This window comes from Streptomyces sp. OR43 (assembly GCF_008042275.1).
In the GTDB taxonomy this organism is placed as follows: Bacteria; Actinomycetota; Actinomycetes; order Streptomycetales; family Streptomycetaceae; genus Streptomyces.
This window is the reverse complement of sequence record NZ_RDBK01000043.1, coordinates 1,199,394-1,216,858: the sequence shown is the minus strand read 5'-3', so window position 1 is coordinate 1,216,858 and position 17,465 is coordinate 1,199,394. Positions and strand designations below refer to the sequence as shown.

Annotated in this window: 14 protein-coding genes and 3 pseudogenes; 8 read left to right on the top strand and 9 right to left on the bottom strand. The window is 72.4% G+C overall.

What is annotated here, in order from left to right:
• The first annotated feature begins 9 nt into the window (after positions 1 to 9).
• A complete protein-coding gene (locus EAO72_RS23905) occupies positions 10 to 513 on the top strand; it encodes a GNAT family N-acetyltransferase (RefSeq protein ID WP_148019311.1) in 504 nt (167 codons plus the stop codon).
• A 177-nt stretch (positions 514 to 690) separates the two neighbouring features.
• On the opposite strand, the gene EAO72_RS23900 is transcribed toward EAO72_RS23905, so the two are convergent.
• Positions 691 to 1,338, bottom strand: coding sequence for a hypothetical protein (locus EAO72_RS23900; RefSeq protein ID WP_148019310.1), 648 nt, complete (start codon positions 1,336 to 1,338; stop codon positions 691 to 693).
• 373 nt (positions 1,339 to 1,711) lie between these two features.
• Here EAO72_RS23900 and EAO72_RS23895 point away from each other — a divergent pair, with 373 nt between their 5' ends.
• Positions 1,712 to 2,302 (top strand): hypothetical protein, encoded by a 591-nt coding sequence (locus EAO72_RS23895; RefSeq protein ID WP_148019309.1) that lies wholly within the window; start codon positions 1,712 to 1,714, stop codon positions 2,300 to 2,302.
• A gap of 57 nt (positions 2,303 to 2,359) precedes the next feature.
• Here EAO72_RS23895 and EAO72_RS23890 read toward each other — a convergent pair whose 3' ends face one another.
• Positions 2,360 to 3,469 carry a citrate synthase 2 gene (locus EAO72_RS23890; RefSeq protein ID WP_148019308.1) on the bottom strand — a complete coding sequence of 370 codons (1,110 nt, stop codon included), beginning with the start codon at positions 3,467 to 3,469 and terminating at the stop codon, positions 2,360 to 2,362.
• Between the two features lie 237 nt (positions 3,470 to 3,706).
• Between EAO72_RS23890 and pdxH the strand changes: the two genes are divergently transcribed.
• Together pdxH and EAO72_RS23880 are read left to right on the top strand one after the other, a co-directional pair.
• The gene (gene pdxH / locus EAO72_RS23885; protein ID WP_148022003.1) at positions 3,707 to 4,333 is read left to right on the top strand and encodes a pyridoxamine 5'-phosphate oxidase; all 627 of its coding nucleotides are present in this window, start codon (positions 3,707 to 3,709) and stop codon (positions 4,331 to 4,333) included.
• A gap of 376 nt (positions 4,334 to 4,709) precedes the next feature.
• Complete coding sequence (locus EAO72_RS23880) at positions 4,710 to 6,098, top strand: PAS domain-containing protein (RefSeq protein WP_148019307.1); 1,389 nt, start codon at positions 4,710 to 4,712, stop codon at positions 6,096 to 6,098.
• Between the two features lie 18 nt (positions 6,099 to 6,116).
• Here EAO72_RS23880 and EAO72_RS23875 read toward each other — a convergent pair whose 3' ends face one another.
• Both EAO72_RS23875 and EAO72_RS23870 read right to left on the bottom strand, forming a co-directional pair.
• Complete coding sequence (locus EAO72_RS23875) at positions 6,117 to 6,680, bottom strand: chloramphenicol phosphotransferase CPT family protein (RefSeq protein ID WP_148019306.1); 564 nt, start codon at positions 6,678 to 6,680, stop codon at positions 6,117 to 6,119.
• A 68-nt stretch (positions 6,681 to 6,748) separates the two neighbouring features.
• Positions 6,749 to 7,504, bottom strand: coding sequence for an SIS domain-containing protein (locus EAO72_RS23870; protein WP_148019305.1), 756 nt, complete (start codon positions 7,502 to 7,504; stop codon positions 6,749 to 6,751).
• A gap of 206 nt (positions 7,505 to 7,710) precedes the next feature.
• Between EAO72_RS23870 and EAO72_RS23865 the strand changes: the two genes are divergently transcribed.
• Positions 7,711 to 8,403: a metal-dependent transcriptional regulator gene (locus tag EAO72_RS23865; protein ID WP_148019304.1), complete on the top strand. Its 693-nt coding sequence runs from the start codon at positions 7,711 to 7,713 to the stop codon at positions 8,401 to 8,403.
• A 725-nt stretch (positions 8,404 to 9,128) separates the two neighbouring features.
• Positions 9,129 to 10,022, top strand: a complete 894-nt coding sequence (locus EAO72_RS23860) for an alpha/beta fold hydrolase (RefSeq protein WP_148022002.1) — start codon at positions 9,129 to 9,131, stop codon at positions 10,020 to 10,022.
• Between the two features lie 44 nt (positions 10,023 to 10,066).
• On the opposite strand, the pseudogene EAO72_RS43245 reads toward EAO72_RS23860, so the two are convergent.
• From EAO72_RS43245 to EAO72_RS23840, 4 genes and pseudogenes are all read right to left on the bottom strand, one after another.
• Positions 10,067 to 10,207: pseudogene (locus EAO72_RS43245) on the bottom strand (alpha/beta fold hydrolase); the annotation flags it as partial.
• Between the two features lie 45 nt (positions 10,208 to 10,252).
• A pseudogene (locus tag EAO72_RS23850) lies at positions 10,253 to 11,767 on the bottom strand (transporter); the annotation flags it as partial.
• The gene (locus EAO72_RS23845; RefSeq protein ID WP_148019303.1) at positions 11,764 to 12,594 is read right to left on the bottom strand and encodes an ABC transporter ATP-binding protein; all 831 of its coding nucleotides are present in this window, start codon (positions 12,592 to 12,594) and stop codon (positions 11,764 to 11,766) included. The pseudogene EAO72_RS23850 and the gene EAO72_RS23845, both read right to left, overlap by 4 nt.
• 52 nt (positions 12,595 to 12,646) lie before the next feature.
• Positions 12,647 to 13,303 (bottom strand): bifunctional DNA primase/polymerase, encoded by a 657-nt coding sequence (locus EAO72_RS23840; RefSeq protein ID WP_148022001.1) that lies wholly within the window; start codon positions 13,301 to 13,303, stop codon positions 12,647 to 12,649.
• A 321-nt stretch (positions 13,304 to 13,624) separates the two neighbouring features.
• Here EAO72_RS23840 and EAO72_RS23835 point away from each other — a divergent pair, with 321 nt between their 5' ends.
• Together EAO72_RS23835 and EAO72_RS23830 are read left to right on the top strand one after the other, a co-directional pair.
• Positions 13,625 to 15,007, top strand: coding sequence for a transcriptional regulator (locus tag EAO72_RS23835; protein ID WP_148019302.1), 1,383 nt, complete (start codon positions 13,625 to 13,627; stop codon positions 15,005 to 15,007).
• A 176-nt stretch (positions 15,008 to 15,183) separates the two neighbouring features.
• Positions 15,184 to 16,719: a hypothetical protein gene (locus EAO72_RS23830; RefSeq protein WP_187285189.1), complete on the top strand. Its 1,536-nt coding sequence runs from the start codon at positions 15,184 to 15,186 to the stop codon at positions 16,717 to 16,719.
• Between the two features lie 21 nt (positions 16,720 to 16,740).
• Here the strand turns inward: EAO72_RS23830 and EAO72_RS23825 are convergent.
• Positions 16,741 to 17,331: pseudogene (locus EAO72_RS23825) on the bottom strand (ABC transporter substrate-binding protein); the annotation flags it as partial.
• Between the last annotated feature and the right edge of the window lie 134 nt (positions 17,332 to 17,465).

Here is a 17,465-nt window from a genome sequence, read left to right as displayed (position 1 = left end):
GGCTTGGGCATGACCGCGTACGAGACGATGTCGTTCCACCTGGAGACCGAGCGGCTGATCCTGCGCCCGTGGTCCGACGCGGACGCCGCCGAACTCCGCGCCCTGCGCGCCGAACGCGGCGAGGGAACGGACACGCTCGCGTACACCCGGAACCTCATCGCGCAACTGATCACCGCGACCGGGACGACCGGGATCGCCCTGCTGCCCATCCAGCGCCGCGACGAAGGCGACTTCATCGGGTACTGCGGACTCATCATCGGCCGCTCCACCCTGGAGGAGCCCGAGATCGCCTACGAGCTGTTCCGGCGCGTGCACGGCCACGGCTACGCCACCGAAGCCGCCCGCGCCGTGCTCGACGCCGCCGCGGCGACCGGGCGGCAGCGGATCGGGGCGACCGTCGACGCGGCGAACACCGCGTCGTTCCGCGTCCTGGAGAAGCTCGGGTTCGCGCGGGACCGCGTCACCGTGGAGGACAAGGGCGAAGTGGTCTGGCTGACGCGCCCGTTGCCCTGACACCCGGCAGCGCGCGCGCCCGCCCGCGTCAGGACTCGGCGACAGCGCGAGGTCGGCCACCGGCCGGGCGGCCACCGCGCCGTGCTCCTCGCCGGAAAGCTGTAGAGCGCGGGCGGGCCGCCGGCCGGGCATCCGTCAGGGACGGGATGCCCGGCCGGCGGACTCGGGAACGGGTGGTCAGCTGGTCCAGAGGACCGGGCTGTCGCTGTACGCGTCACCCTCCTCGAACGAGGCGGCCGCGATGGGATCGGTCTTCGTGGCGCTGAGCGAACAGGTCTCGAACGAGGCGCCCTTGGCGGCGAATTCGCGGGGCGCCGACTCGCTGTCGCACTTGCCCGGGAGGTCGCCGATCAGAATGACGCCCGTGGGGCCGCCACCCGCGAGCTTGCCGCGCAGCTTCAGCGACGAGTACGACAGGTCGGTGCCGCCGACGTTCTCCACCTTCATGCGGATGTAGTAGGGCGTCATGCCCTTCGCCTTCTCGCCGAACGCGGCCATGTCGGCCTCGGCGCCCTTCTCGATCGCCGTGACCGTCACGGCGATCGTGCCCTTCTTCTCGGTCCCGTACTTGAACGGCAGGATGGCCCGGTCGCCGATCTTGAGCTTCGTGCCCGGTGCGGCGACGTCACCGTCGGCCGGGGCGGCGGCGTCGTCGCCGGTATCGGCGGACGGGCTCTCGCTGCCCGGGTCGGACGATGCCGGGGCGGAGGCCGAAGGCGATTCCTGGGTCGATGCCGAGTCCTCGCCGTCGTTGCAGGCCGTGAGTCCGAGGCCCAGGGTGGCGGTGAGGGCGGCTGCGAAGACGATGCGTCCCTTGTGTGTCATTTTGGCCTAACTGGCAGTGAGGGCTGCCGTGGACGACAGCCGGAACGTTCAACAACTGGACGACGCCCCCGGCCGTGAGGCCGGAGGCGTCGGAGCGCCACGCAGACAGCGGTGTGTCAACGAGGCGCGCCGCGACGCCCATCCCAGACTGGGGTGGGAATGACACAGACTCGCCACAGGCACGGCACAGGTGCGCGACGGGTGCGACCGGGCCTCCGCGCCGGCCCTGCGCGTGCCGGGCGGCGGGCTCCACCCGTCCGCGCCCGCCCCTCTCCGGACCCGCCGGCAACGCTTGCGTTCACCGCCGTGGAGGACGCCGCCCATCCCGCCGCGGTACGGTCCAGCTGGACCGTACCGAGCCACGGGGGCACTGATGGGCGACTACTTCCAGACGATCGTCGACACGGAGATCTCCGAGGCGGACGCCGTGCCGATGGCCGCGCGCGTGGTCGAATGGCTCGTCGCCGAAGGGGTCGTCGGCCCGGACCGCACCGAGCCCGTCCTCGGCGGCGGACCGGGGTACCCGCCGGGGCCCCGTCACCGCGCCGTCGTCGACAGCGGCGGCTGGAGCGAACCGTGGCAGGCGGGCGGCCTGGAGGTCGTGACCACCCGCACGGTCTTCGACGCCGGGCAGTACGCGGAACCCTCGGGCGCCGACTGCCCGCGTTGCGGGAAGACCACCGAGTTCCGCGACGAGGAGACGTGGGACGACATCCCCGGCGCCTGGGACCCGTTCGCCGTCGCCGAGCAGGCCTGGCTCGCCGGTACCGACGCGCCGGTCCGCTGCGCGCACTGCCGCGCCGAGTCCCCGCTCACCGACTGGACCGGCATGGACAGCGCCTTCGCGTACGGCAGCCTCGGCTTCACCTTCTGGGGCTGGCCCGAGCTCACGCCCCGCTTCCTCGCCGAGTTCGGCCTCCGCCTGGACAAGCACCGCACGGCCCACGTGCACGGCAAGATCTGACGGACGGGGCGCGGGGGCGCCACGGAACCCTCCGCCCGTCAGAGCCTGCTCCGGGCCTCAGTTCCCGAGGTCCGCCAGCTGCTCGTATCCGTCGATCTCCCGCGGACTGCGCGTCGACGGGCCGACGTACTTCGCCGACGGGCGCACCAGGCGCCCCGTCCGCTTCTGCTCCAGGATGTGCGCCGACCAGCCCGCCGTACGCGCGCACGTAAACATCGACGTGAACATGTGCGCCGGGACCTCCGCGAAGTCCAGCATGATCGCCGCCCAGAACTCCACGTTCGTCGCCAGCACCCGGTCCGGGCGCCGCGCGTGCAGCTCCTCCAGCGCGGCCTTCTCCAGTGCCTGCGCCACCTCGAACCTCGGCGCGCCCAGCTCCTCGGCCGTGCGCCGCAGGACGCGTGCGCGGGGATCCTCGGCCCGGTAGACGCGGTGGCCGAAGCCCATCAGGCGCTCGCCCCGGTCCAGGGCCTGCTTCACGTACGCGGTGGCGTCGCCGGTCCGCTCGATCTCCTCGATCATGCCGAGGACCCGGGACGGCGCGCCCCCGTGCAGCGGGCCCGACATGGCGCCCACCGCGCCGGACAGCGCGGCGGCCACGTCGGCGCCGGTGGAGGCGATGACACGGGCGGTGAACGTCGAGGCGTTCATGCCGTGCTCGGCGGCCGAGGTCCAGTACGCGTCGACGGCCTTCACATGCCGCGGATCCGGCTCGCCGCGCCAGCGGATCATGAACCGCTCCACGACGGACCCCGCCTTGTCGATCTCGCTCTGCGGGACCATCGGCCGCCCCTGTCCGCGCGCGGACTGCGCGACGTACGACAGGGCCATGACGGCGGCGCGCGCCAGATCGTTGCGCGCGGTCTCCTCGTCGATGTCCAGCAGCGGCTTCAGGCCCCACACGGGCGCGAGCATCGCCAGGGCGGACTGGACGTCGACCCGGATGTCACCGGAGTGGACCGGGATGGGGAAGGGCTCGGCGGGCGGCAGGCCGGGAGCGAACGCTCCGTCGACCAGCAGTCCCCACACGTTGCCGAACGACACCTGGCCGACGAGATCCTCGATGTCGACGCCTCGGTAGCGCAGCGAACCGCCTTCCTTGTCGGGTTCGGCGATCTCCGTTTCGAACGCGACGACTCCTTCGAGTCCGGGTACGAAGTCGGACATCAGGCGGCTCCCTCGGATCGGCGGCTGCGGGCGGGCCCCAGGGCCCACCCAAGATACTGGCGGGTTCCGACGTGACCGGGAAGCGTGACATCCGGCACAGCTTCCCGTTCCGCTTTCCGTTCCACCGCGTAACGGCGGCGGGCGGACCTCCTTACGACCCCTGTCCGGCCGCTGCGGCAGGATGACACCGTGCCCACCGCAGACTCCTCCTTCGATTCCACCACTGATCCGGCCGCGATGCGCGAGCAGTACCGGTCCGAGGCCTTCACCGAGGACGAACTCGCCGATGATCCGATGCGGCAGTTCGCCCACTGGTTCCGGCAGGTCGCCGCCGGCGGCATGCTCCACGAACCGAACGCCATGGTGGTGTCCACGGCGACCCCCGACGGCCGCCCGTCCTCCCGCACGGTCCTGCTGAAGATGTACGACGCGCGCGGCTTCGTGTTCTTCACCAACTACGACTCCCGCAAGGGCCGGGAGCTGGCCGCCAACCCTCACGTGTCGCTGCTCTTCCCCTGGCACCCCCTGGCCCGCCAGGTCATCGTCACCGGCACCGCCGACCGCGTCCCGCGCGAGGAGACGGTCGCCTACTTCCGTACCCGCCCCCACGGCTCCCAGCTCGGCGCGTGGGCGAGCGAGCAGTCGACGGTGATCGGCTCCCGGGAGGAGCTGATCAGCCGCTACGAGGACCTGGAGACCCGCTACCCGGAAGGCGAGAAGGTCCCCGCGCCGCCGCACTGGGGCGGCTTCCGCGTCGTCCCCGACACGATCGAGTTCTGGCAGGGCCACGAGAACCGGCTCCACGACCGGCTGCGGTACGTGCGGGAAGGCGATGCGTGGCGCGTGGAGCGGCTCTGCCCGTAGGCCGCGGGACGCTGCCCCCGGCGTGCGGAAACGCAGAAACCCGCAGGCTCTGGTCCCTCCTTGCGGAGGAGCCGGCCGGACTTACCGGCGAGCCTGCGGGTCGGTGACTGCTTGGGTTTCGGCAGACGAGCCTGCCGAGGTGCACGGTGTGCGACGACGGGCTGTCAGCCCGCAGCCACCTCACGAATCCGATAAGACTGCACTTTTCGGATCACCTCCTTTCGACGTGTAAGACCACCTTAGGAACGTCCCCCGGGCCCGCACAACCGAATTATCGAAGCGATTGATTTCGGGGAAGTCGCTGTGTGCTGGGTCACGTTCGAGTTCAATGGTCTGACGTGCGGCAATGGCGGACACGACCTGTCGGGGGTCCGGGATGAGCGCTTCCACGACGAGCGGAACGACCGACGCCCTCGGTCCGGACGGCCCCGACGGCCCCGAGGGTCCCGATCCGGCTCCCGGGGCGGAGCTGCTGGCGGCTCTCCTCGACGGGATGGACGCGGCCCTCTGCGCCTTCGACGCGGACGGGACGGTCACCCACTGGAACCGTGAGGCCGAGCGCATCCTCGGCTGGTCCGCCGAGGAAGCCGTCGGGCGGCCCGGGTTCGCCGGCTGGGCCGTGCGGCGGGCGGACGCGGGCGAGGTGCAGGGACGGCTGATGGCCGTCATGGACGGGCCCGGTCGGCAGGTCCACGAGTTCGCGCTGCTGCGCAAGGACGGCGGTCGGGTGCTCGTGCGGACCCAGTCGGCCGGGGTGCGGAGCGCGGACGGGAAGCCCGCCGGGGTGTACTGCGCGTTCAGCGAGGTCCATGCGCAGATCGACCTGGAGCGGTCGATCGCGCTGAGCGAGGCCCTGTTCGAGGACGCGTCGTGGGGTGTCGTCCTCGTGGACGTCGACCTGCGGCCGACCGTCGTCAACACACACGCGGCCCGCGCCCTGGGCGGTGGCCGGACGACGCTGCTGGGCCGGCCGCTCGGCGAGCTGATCGTGCAGGGCGTCGAGGATCTGGAGGGCGCCCTCCAGCACGTACTGGCCGAGGGCGCGCCGCCCGCCCCCGCCGAGCTGTGGGTGACGCTGCGGACGGGCGACGGCGACCGGCGCCGCTGCTGGCGCAGCGGCTTCCTGCGGCTGGCCTCGCCGCTCGCGGAGGAGCCGGTGCCGCTGGGCGTCGGCTGGCTGTTCCAGGACGTGACGGCGGCGAAGCTGGCGGCCCAGGAGGCGGACCGGGCCCGGTTCCGCTCCAGCCAGCTGCACCGGGCCTCCCGCTCGGCCGCCGAGTGTGAGGACCCGATGGAGGCGGCCACCTCCTCGCTGGACTACGCCCTCGCGGGCTTCGCCGACCATGCGCTGATCGACCTGGTGGCGGGCGACCGCCTCGTCCGTGCCGCCGGAACCCCGTCCGACGCCCCGGGCCCGTGCCTGCCGGTGGCGGACGGCGGCATCCCGCTCCGGTACGCCCCGGGCCACCCGGCCCTCCAGGCGGTGGACCGTACGGGCTCGGTGCGGGCGTCGGCGGGTGCCGGGTCGGTGCAGGCGGCCGGGGAGTGGGCGGCGGAGCGCCGCTGGCCGGCGGACGCGGTGCACGCGCTGTGCGTGGTGCTGCGGAGCCGGGGCCGGACCCTGGGCGTGGTGACGTTCCTGCGCTCCTCCCACCGCGCCGCGTTCGAGCGCCCGGACGCGGTGTACGCGGAGAGCGTGGCGGACCGGGTGGCGGCGTCGGTGGACCTGGGGCAGGTGGTGGGGGGCGGGCCGTCGGGGGTCTGAGGTTTGGGCCGGGCGCCCTCAGACGCCGGCCGGCAGGAGCTGCCGGCGGAGGCGGGTGAAGGCGGTCGGGCGCGGGCGGTGCGGGAGGAAGTCGCGGATGTGCTGGGCGCAGGCGCGCGGGCTCGCCGTACTTGTGTCGCACTCCAGGTCGTAGTCGCCGTGGGCGTGGACCGCGTCGTACTGGAGGGCCGCGAGCCCCGGCGGGCGGTCACCCCGGGCCTGCTCGCGGCGGGCCAGCTCGTCCAGCGGGCAGCGGACGCCGACGAAGAGGACGTTCTCGGGCGGCAGCACCGTCAGGCAGTCGAGCAGCCGCCACGGCTCGCTCAGCACATGGTCGACCACGATGTCGTTGCCCACCTCGGCCATGGCCGCGATCGAGCGGTGGAAGCCCCTCCTGGTCCGCCGCAGCGCGTCGTCGAGCTCCCGCTCCCCGAGCGCCCGCTTGGTGCGCATCGCGTTGAAGCTGTCGACCGCCAGGTGGAAGAAGACGCCGTCGTCGAGGATGTCCAGCAGCTCACGGGCGATGCTGGACTTCCCCGAACTGGACGTCCCGTTGAGGAAGATGATCCGGCCGGATGTCATGGCGGCATGCTCGCACGGTGGCCCGTCGGGCCACCCGGCCGGGCGGGCCGTCAGGGGCGGTGGAAGATTCAGTGGCGGTAGAAGATCCGGTCCGCGTACTCCGTCATCACGCGCCCGTTCCACTCGTGGCCCCCGTCGACGTTGCCCGACCGCAGCAGTGGCGGCTCGACGCCCCGCTCCAGCAGGCTCTCCGCCGCGGCGGCCATCATCGACTGCATGATCGCGCTGGTGACGACCGTCGACGCGGGGGCGAACGGGGCCTCGATGCCGTCGACGTCCAGTTCGGCGTCGCCGATGGAGATCTTGCTGTCGAGGACGATGTCGCAGTGGTCCCGGAGGAACCCGCCCGAGCCGTGCCGGGACCGGGTGCCTTCCGCGTACGCGACCGAGGTGACACCGATGACCTTCAGGCCCAGTGCCCGTGCGTTCAGCGCCATCTCGACCGGCAGGGCGTTGCGGCCGGAGAGCGAGATGATCACGAGGACGTCGCCCGCCTTCGCCGGGCTGGAGTCGAGGACCGCGCCCGCGAGGCCGTCGACGCGCTCCAGGGCGGAGCCGAGGGTCGCCGGCATGACGTCGACGCCGAGGGTGCCGGGGACGGCCAGCACGTTCATGAGGGCGAGGCCGCCCGCACGGTAGACGACGTCCTGGGCGGCCAGCGAGGAGTGCCCGGCGCCGAAGGCGAAGAGCCTGCCGCCGGCCACGACGGTGTCGGCGATCGCGGCACCGGCCGCCGCGATGGAGCCGGACTCCTCGTCGCGGACCCGCTCGAGAAGGCCGATCGCCGCGTCGAAGAACTGACCGGCCAGCTTGCTTTCGCTCATCGAGGAGGGCCTTTCCGGCGGAGTGGGGTGATCGCGGGACGTCCTTGCCGCCGATCACGTTGCGGTCTGGACCAGTGACATGTCAATACCGCACAGGCCGTTCCGGGCCCCGCGGGGACAGCTCCTTCGGACGGTGAGGCACGGTTGTCGGCGCTATGCGTCAGAATTGGACGAGGGCCAGCGCACGACTGCATCGAGGGGCACGAATGTCCGGATTGATCGACACAACGGAGATGTATCTCCGCACCATCCTCGAACTCGAAGAGGAAGGCGTGGTCCCCATGCGCGCCCGGATCGCTGAACGGCTGGACCAGAGCGGTCCCACCGTCAGCCAGACGGTGGCGCGGATGGAGCGCGACGGCCTGGTGCAGGTCGCGGGGGACCGGCACCTGGAGCTGACGGAGGAAGGGCGCCGGCTGGCGACCCGCGTGATGCGCAAGCACCGGCTCGCCGAGTGTCTGCTCGTCGACGTGATCGGCCTGGAGTGGGAGCAGGTCCACGCCGAGGCATGCCGGTGGGAGCACGTGATGAGCGAGGCCGTGGAGCGGCGGGTGCTGGAGCTGCTGCGCCACCCGACCGAGTCCCCGTACGGGAATCCCATCCCGGGCCTGGAGGAGCTGGGCGAGAAGGCAGAGGCCGACCCGTTCCTCGACGCGAGCATGGTCAGCCTGGCGGAGCTCGACCCGGGCGCCGACGGAAAGACGGTGGTGGTCCGCCGGATCGGTGAGCCGATCCAGACGGATGCCCAGCTGATGTACACGCTGCGGCGGGCGGGCGTGCAGCCCGGTTCGGTGGTCAGCGTGACGCAGTCGCCCGGCGGAGTGCTGGTCGGCAGCAGCGGCGAGGCGGCGGAGCTGGACGCGGAGGTCGCGTCGCACGTGTTCGTGGCGAAGCGCTGAACGTGGCGCGGTGTTGACCGTGGTGCGGTGTTGAACGAGGCGCGGTGTTGACCGTGGTGCGGTGTTGAACGAGGCGCGGTTCTGAAAGGGACGTGCGGCGCCGCATCCGGTGCGGTGTCGAACGTGGCGATGCTCGGAAGATGAGCAGGCGCCGAAGTGCGGGTGGCGGACGATCAGCGGTTGCTGACGTCCGTTTTCCGTTTTTCCGTCCGGAATTGCAGCGCCCGGACGGATCGCGTGCCAGTCTGTGGCTGAGGGATACCTGAGAGTGTCGGCCGTCTGGCCGCGCGGTCGGGGAGGGGAGCAGGGAATGTGCCCGTCGTACTGGCATGTCCGGCCTGCGCACCGGGGGAGGACTCTCGCAGTTCCGCAGACCCGGTCCACGCCCCGGGAGCGGCCTCTCGCGGTCCCGCGGGACCAGTCCGCGGCCGTGACAAGCGGTCCTGAAACAGCGGATGGCCCCGGCGCCGCAAGGCGCCGGGGCCTGTCCTCCCCTGTCCCGACCTGGAGCCCCGAGCGCTCGAGGTCGGTTCCCGCGAGCCCTCATCCCCGAGTGGCCCGCCTCCCGGAGAAGATCTCCCCTCCGTGGCCGACGTCAATCCTGGGAGGCGGTCACTCGAACGAGCGGTGTTGTGTGCCGGAACCCGGTTTTCGAATAAAGGTTCGATAGTCTGGCCGACGCGACCACATGGTGATCGAGGGACCAGAAGGGGGTGCCAGAACAGATGGTGCGGCGCATCGATGTGACCGGAACCGACGGCGTACGCCTCGCGGCCTGGGAGTTCGCAGATCCGCCCAAGGGGCGCGGGGAAGCGGAGCGCCCCGGAGGTGTCTTACTGCTCCACGGGCTGATGGGCCGTGCCTCGCACTGGGCCTCCACCACCCGCTGGCTCGCCGAGCGCCACCGGGCGGTCGGCCTGGACCAGCGCGGACACGGCCGCAGCGAGAAGCCGGCCGAGGGCCCGTACACCCGCGAGGCGTACGTGGCCGACGCGGAAGCCGCGATCGAACAGCTCGGCCTCGCCCCCGTCACCCTCATCGGGCATTCCATGGGAGCGCTCACCGCCTGGCAGCTCGCCGCCAAGCGCCCCGACCTCGTCCGGGGCCTGGTCATCTGCGATATGCGGGCCTCCGCGCTGGGTGCGGCCTCCCAGCGGGAGTGGGAGGACTGGTTCACGTCCTGGCCGCTTCCGTTCGCCACCCTGTCCGACGTACGGAAGTGGTTCGGCGAGGACGACCCCTGGGTGGAACGGCCCAATCCGGCCCGCGGTGAGTTCTTCGCCGAGGTGATGGCCGAGCGGGCCGACGGATGGCGGCCCGTCTTCTCCCGCAGGCAGATGCTCCGCTCCCGCGCCACCTGGGTCCACGACGCGCACTGGGAGGAGCTCGCCCAGGTCCGCTGCCCGACCCTGGTCCTGCGCGGCCTGGACGGCGAGCTGGGGAGGGCGGAGGCCCAGGAGATGGTCCGGGTGCTGCCCCGCGGGCAGTACGCCGAGGTGGCCGACGCCGGACACCTCGTCCACTACGACCGGCCCGAGGGCTGGCGCGCCGCGGTCGAACCCTTCCTGGAGCAGCTCGCCGAGGACACCCGGGACGACCGGGAACCGGTGGCCCCGTAGCGGCCGGCTCCGGGCCCGCGCGGAGCCGCAGGGCCCGAGGGCGGAGCCCGCCCGCCCATCAGCCCGTGGAGCAGTAAGACACCTCCGGGGCGCTCCGCTTCCCCGCGCCCCTTGGGCGGATCTGCGAACTCCCAGGCCGCGAGGCGTACGCCGTCGGTTCCGGTCACATCGATGCGCCGCACCATCTGTTCTGGCACCCCCTTCTGGTCCCTCGATCACCATGTGGTCGCGTCGGCCAGATGCAGCCAGACCGTCAGTCCGATCACGGGGGAGCACAGCAGCGCCGCCGAGACCATGCCGCCGAAGATCGAGATCCAGGCCAGCCCGGCCTGTCCGGGCGCCACGTTCTTGAACGCCCCGTCCTGCGGGATCGAGTACGGGAAGCTCGCCGAGGCCACCGCACCCGTCGCCAGCATCGCGCCCAGCAGCGCGAACGACAGCCCCATGACGCCCGGCAGCGCCGCCCAGTCCCCGAGCACCGCCGCCGTCAGGACCGTCACCAGGACCGTGTACGGGAGCGTGATCAGCAGCAGGGCCAGGGCGCGGGCCCGCAGTTCGAGATACGCGTCACGGGTCGAGGAGATCGTCAGCGCCACCATCCAGAACGCCGAGGTGTCCTGCCCGAACTGGTTGTACATCTGGATGCCGAGCATCCCGGCGCCGAAGCACGCGAAGTACAACGACCCCGTGCCCTGGAGGGCGTTGAACAGCGGCACGATCAGCCCGATCGCCAGCGCCGTCACCCAGGCGGCCTTGGTCTTCGGGTCCCGGGCGACGTACCGCAGGCTGCGCCGCATCACCGTGCCGGTGCGTCCCTCGGGGAACAGCGCCCAGAAACCGGATCCGTCCGTGCCGGACTTCGTACGGGCCGGTTCGGCGGCGGAGAGCGTCGAGCCGTCCGGCTCCGTCATCAGCTTCTCCAGGCTGCGCCGCCACAGGACCAGCAGCACGACGAGTGCGGCCACGGAGAGGAGCAGCTGCACGGCGGCCCGCCCGTACGCCCCCTGGGATGCGGAGTCCACCGAGCCGATCGCCGAGGCGGGCGGCAGCCAGCGCACCACGTCCGCCGCCGGGTCGAGCGCGGAGAGCCCGCCGGCCCGGCTCAGCCGCTGGACGCCGAAGTTGACGCCCTGGATTCCGACGGCGATCACGAGCCCGCTGAGCACCGCGAGATCGCGGCCCTTGCGCGAGGTCAGCAGCCGGGTGTTGGCCGTGGCGACCGCCCGGGCCAGCGCGACGCAGACCAGCAGGGTCAGCGGGGCCGCGAGGACGGCGAAGACCACCGCGCCCGCCCCGTGCGCCAGCGCGGTCACCGACCCGGCCGCCAGGCAGAGCGTGAACAGCGGACCGATGCCGACCAGCGACGACACCAGGAGCGCGGTGATCAGGGGGCGGGGCCGCAGCGGAAGCATCACGAGGCGGCTCGGGTCGAGGGTTTCGTCACCGGCGGCGAAGAAGAGGGGCATCACGGCCCAGCCGACCGCCAGCACCCCGGCCAGCAGCACGACGAGGGAGCCCGCGTGGGCGTTGCCGCGCAGCGCGATCAGCCCGATCAGCTGGCCCAGGGCGATCAGCAGGGTCGCGACGACGGAGGCGATGTAGACGGCCCGGCGGCCGGCCGACTGCCGCAGCCCGTTGCGGAGCAGGGCGAGCTTGAGGCGTACGAGGACGGGGACCAGCTCCGTGCCGCCGGCCGGGCTGCTCGTGCGGGGGCCGGAGGCGGTCGGGGCGTCGAGCACGCTCATCGGGCACCGCCGAGCCAGTCCAGGGCGGCGCCGTCGTCGCGGTCGCCCGCGCCGACGAGTTCCAGGAAGGCGTTCTGCAACGAGGACGCGTCGCCGCGGACCTCGGCCAGGGTGCCCTGGGCGCGGATGGTGCCCGCCGCCATGACGGCCACCCAGTCGCATAGCGACTCGACGAGCTCCATCACATGGCTGGAGAAGACGACGGTGGCCCCCGAGCCGGTGTAGCGCTCCAGCACCCCGCGGATGGTCTGCGCCGACACCGGGTCGACGCCCTCGAACGGCTCGTCCAGGAACAGCACTTCGGGGTTGTGCAGCAGCGCGGCGGCGAGCCCGATCTTCTTGCGCATGCCCGTCGAGTAGTCGATGACCAGTTTGTGCTGGGCGCCCGCCAGGTCCAGGACGTCCAGCAGCTGGGTGGCCCTGCTGTCCACCTCGGCGCCGGGCAGCCCGCGCAACCGGCCGGTGTACGCGAGGAGTTCACGTCCCGAGAGGCGTTCGAAGAGCCGCAGGCCCTCGGGCAGGACGCCGATGCGGGACTTCACCTCGACCGGGTCGCGCCACACGTCGCGGCCGCCGATCTCGATCCGGCCCAGGTCCGGGCGGAGCAGACCGGTGACCATGGACAGGGTGGTGGTCTTGCCGGCGCCGTTGGGACCCACCAGGCCGATGAACTTGCCCGCGGGCAGCACCAGATCGATCCCGGCGACCGCCGTGTGTTCGCCAAAACGTTTCCAGAGCCCTTCCACCCGTACCGCGGGCGTCCGCGCCCGCGGTACGTCGGGCTCGACGGCCCGGTCGGCGCCGTCGCTGTCTGTCCGGTCCGGCATGCTGCACGCCCTTCGAAGTCCCCGTACTTGGGGACACCCTACGAAAGGCGACTCAGGAACGGCGGCCCCGTGCGTCGGCGGCCTCGCGCCCGCAGGCGTACGCGAGCGGGCTGATCAGCTCGTCCACCTCGGGCAGCCAGCGGTTGGCGGTGGAGGGGCTGCGGGCCCACTGCACCACCCCGGTGCCGCCGACCCGGGTCGGCGGGGCGGCGAGGTAGTGGCCCTCGCCGATTCCGCGCAGGCCGATGGCCGTGGCGTCCCAGCCGAGCCGCCGGACGAGGCCGTCGGCCTTGGCGGCGGCGCCCGGCAGGACGAAGAACTGCATCCGGCGGTCGGGGGTGCGGCTGACCGGGCCGAGCGGCAGGCTCATCCGCTCCATCCGGGCCAGCGCCAGGAAGCCCGCCGACTCCGGTACGTCGATCGCGTCGAAGGACCGACCGGTCGGCAGCAGGATCGAGGACCGGGGGTGCTGGGACCACATCCGGCGGGCCGCCGCACCGCTGCCGGTGGCCCGGCCCGCCCAGTCGGCCCTGGTCGGATGGGCGCCGGGTGCCGCGCAGCCGGCCTCGCCGCACGAGCACCTTTCCGTGCCGCCGGCCGGCTCCAGCCAGGTGCCCGGGCACACGTCCCAGTGCCGCTCCTCCGCGTACCGCACCGCGGCGTCGAGCAGCTGCTCGGCTCGCTGTTGGGGGATCTGTGCGGCTTCCATGACTCCGATGGGCTCTTCCACGCACAGCACAACTCCCGCCGCCACCTGGGGTTACGGGCGTGGCGGGCGCGGTTACGGCCCAACGCCTCCGCATGCGGGGCGCACTGGTGCACGGGCGGGGGCGCGCGGGAGGGACATGGGCGGTGGACGGGTAGCCACCTACCGGAGATCCGGCACAGTTCGTTCAGCATCCTAGGGTGCGTGCCGGGAGAAAAGGTCAGAGACGTCTTAAAAGTGACCAACACGATGAATCGGCGAATTTCTCAGGCATATGTCGGGCAGTGATCCTTCACCGATCACTGCGGCCTCAGGGGGACACACATGGCAGCCAGGCCTCTCGTCGCACGCCAGCCGAACGAACGGCTCCAGGCGCTCATTCAGGAAGCCGGATGCTCCAACGCGGGCCTCAGCCGCCGCGTCAACATGGTCGGAGCCGAACGCGGGCTCGACCTCCGTTACGACAAGACCTCCGTGGCCCGCTGGCTGCGCGGACAGCAACCACGCGGCAGGGCGCCGGGCATCATCGCCGAGGCGCTCGGCCGCAAGCTCGGCCGTACGGTCACGATCGACGAGATCGGCATGGCCAACGGCAAGAACCTGGCCTCCGGCGTCGGTCTGCAGTTCGCCCCGACGGTGGTCGGGGCGATCGAGCAGGTCTGCGAGCTGTGGCGCAGCGACGTCGGCCGCCGCGACTTCCTGTCCGGTTCCGCGGTCGCGTCCTCGGCGCTGGTCGAGCCCAGCCGGGACTGGCTGATCACCGGCGCGGACCCGCAGGTGGCGCGGGTGGCCGGGGCCAGGGTCGGGATGTCGGACGTCGAGGCGGTGCGGGCGACGACGGCGGCACTGGTCGACCTGGACCACCGCTTCGGCAGCGGCCATGTGCGGCCGGTCCTGGTGCACTACCTGAACAGCGTGGTCTCCGGGCTGCTCTCGGGGGCGTACCGCGAGTCGACCGGGCGGCAGTTGTTCGCCGCGGTCGCGCGGCTCACCGAGCTCGCCGGGTACATGGCGATCGACACGGGCCAGCCGGGGCTCGCCCAGCGCTACTACATCCAGGCGCTGCGCCTGGCCCAGGCGGCGGGCGACCGTGCCTACGGGGGTTATGTGCTGGCCGCCTCGATGAGCCATCTCGCGGCCCAGCTCGGCAATCCGCGGGAGATCGCCCAACTGGCCAGGGCGGCGCAGGAAGGGGCGCGCGGCAGGGTGACGCCGCGGGCGGAGGCGATGTTCTACGCGGCGGAGGCGCGCGGCCACGCGCTGCTCGGGGATGCCCGCACCAGCCAGGCGGTGGCGGGCCGGGCGCTGACGGCGCTGGAGCAGGCCGATCCGGACAGCGGCGACGATCCCGACTGGATCACGCACTTCGACCACGCGTATCTGGCCGACGAGCTGGCGCACTGCCACCGTGACCTCGGGCAGGCGGAAGCGGCCGCGCGCCGGGCGAAGGAGGCCCTGGGCGGCCTTCCGGAGTCCCGCGCACGCCGCCGCGGCATCGGTCTGGCCCTGCTGGCCGCGGCGCAGGTGCAGCTGCGCGAGGTGGAGCAGGCCTGCCACACCGGGACGCGGGCGATGGAGCTGCTGGGCACGGTGCGCTCCAGCCGGGGCGCGGAGTATCTGGACGACCTGCAACAGCGCCTGGTGCCGTACGGGGACGAGCCGGCGGTACGGGAGTTCGGCGCCCGTCTGGAGCTTCAGGCGGCCTGACGGGGGAGCGTGTCCGGACCCGCTGTGCGCGATCGCCCCCTTAACTGCGTCGTGAGGCAGCTGAGTGTTACAGCCCGTGTGAAGGGGTGGTGAGTGACAACACGCGCTTGGCGAACGGCAGGGACCACCCGATAGCGTGAGCCGACGATTCCATAGGTTCACACGTAGGAGTCCCGGTGACACAGAGCGGACAGGGTGACGAGCAGCAGCTCCCTGCTGTACGACCCGCGCACGAGGGCGTCGTGCTGCCCGCGGGCGGCGGAGAGCCCTGGACGCCGGGGGGACCCGCGGACCAGGCGGCCCCGGCCGGCGGTCAGCCGTGGGGGCAGCCCTGGGGACCGCAGGCGTCCCACCAGGACCCCGCCCCGCAGACGGGGAACCAGGCCCAGGGCGGGTACGGGCAGGACCAGCAGGGCGGCGCGTACGGGCAGCAGCAGGGGCAGTACGGGCAGCAGGCGCCGCAGCCGCAGCACGGTGCGTACGGCCAGGGACAGCAGGACTCCGGGTACGGCAGGCCCCAGCAGCCCCCGCACCAGCCGTCGCCGTACGCCCAGCCGCTGCCGCCCGAGGCGGTGCCCGGCGGGAGCGGCGACGTGGACGCCACGCAGTACATCGCGGCGGTTCCGGCCGGTCACGGGCCGGGCGGCCTGCCGCCGGAGGCTCCCGCGGAGTCCACGCAGTTCCTCGGCCGTGACCCGCAGCAGGCGTACCAGCAGCCCGGCGGCCACGCCGCGCCGCCACCCCCGCAGGGCGGCCAGGACGCCGACGCGACCCAGTACATACCGCCCGTCCCCGGTGGCGAGATGCCGCCCGTGCCCGGCGGCGCCCCGTACGGCATCCGGCCCGGAGCGCCCGGTGAGCGGCAGCCGCCCGCGGAGTTCGACAACCTCTTCCGCAGCGACGAACCCGCGGGCGCCACCCAGCAGATGCCCCGGTTCGACCCCGCGCAGCAGCACCGGCAGCAGTACCAGGGCGGGCAGCCGCAGTACCAGGCAGGGCCGCCCCCGCAGGCGTACCAGCAGGCGCCCCCGTACACGGGGCCCGAGGACGGGCTGCCGCAGAGCGGGCAGGACGGGCGGCGGAAGAAGTCCGCGCACGTCCCGCTGATCGCCGCGGTCGTCGTCGGCTGCGCCGTGATCGGGCTCGGGGCCGGCGCGCTGATGAGCGGTGGCGACGAGAAGGGCGACGAGGCCAAGCAGCCGGTGGCGGCGGCGAGTTCACCCGCCTCCCAGCCCGCGGCGCAGCCTGCTCCGGACCCGGCGAAGCCGCAGGCCGAGGCGCTCGACAAGCTGCTCGCGGACAGCAACAACAGCCGGTCCGCGGTGATCGGTGCGGTGGAGAAGGCCAAGAACTGCACCGACCTGGACAAGGCCGTGGCCGATCTCAAGGGCGCCGCCCAGCAGCGCCGCGATCTGGTGACCCGGCTCAAGGGCCTGTCGGTCGACAAGCTGCCCGACAACGCGCAGCTGTCCGCCTCGCTCACCAAGGCCTGGCAGGCGTCCGCCTCGGCGGACGACCACTACGCGGCCTGGGCCGCGCAGGCCAAGAGCAAGAAGGTGTGCAAGAAGGGCAAGGCCCGGTTCACCACGCACTACCAGCAGGCCAATGTGCAGAGCGGCGAGGCGACCGCGGCCAAGAAGCAGGCATCCAAGCTGTGGAACGCCATCGCGACGAAGTACGGCCTGACGAAGCGGGCGTCCACCGCGCTCTGAGCGCGGTGCGCCGGACAGCCCTCAGCCGGTCGCGCTGGCGTCCGACAGCGTCTTCGTCACGTCCACGAAGCCCTTGCTGTCGGCGACCAGCCGGCCGTCGCGCACGACCTGGAACGTCACCTTGCTGTTCACGATGCGCGGATACGAGGACGAGCCGATCATGTCCTCGTAACGCCAGCGCAGGGCGGGGGTGAGGCCGCCCGTGTCCACCCGGGTGCCGTCGTTGAGGGCTTTGGTGACCGTCCGGGACGTGATGTCCGCCTCGTTCAGCGACTCGATGACCGACTTCAGGGCGGTGTAGGCGATCCAGGTCGTCTGTACGCCCGTGTCGTCCGGATCGACGCGGTTGTCGCCGAAGGCGTGCTTGCCGATCACGTCCCGCATGAGATCCCAGCGCGCGTCGCCGGGGGCGGGGTACCACCCGGTGACGTACGCGCCCTCGAACGGGCTGTCGCGACCGCCGGTGCGGTCGATGAGCGGCTGTCCGATGCTGCCGAGGACCGAGGAGATCCGCACCGATCCGCCGGCCGGCTCCAGTCGTCTGAAGGAGTCGAAGAAGGTCTCCGTACGGTCGCCGAGCACGGCCGTCACACAGCCGCCGTCCCCGCCCGCCCCCGGCGACGCGCGCTGGGATCTCATGCGGGACGTGATCGGCAAGCACGCCTTCGGCGACAACCGCGTCGATCCGGACGACACGGGCGTACAGACGACCTGGATCGCCTACACCGCCCTGAAGTCGGTCATCG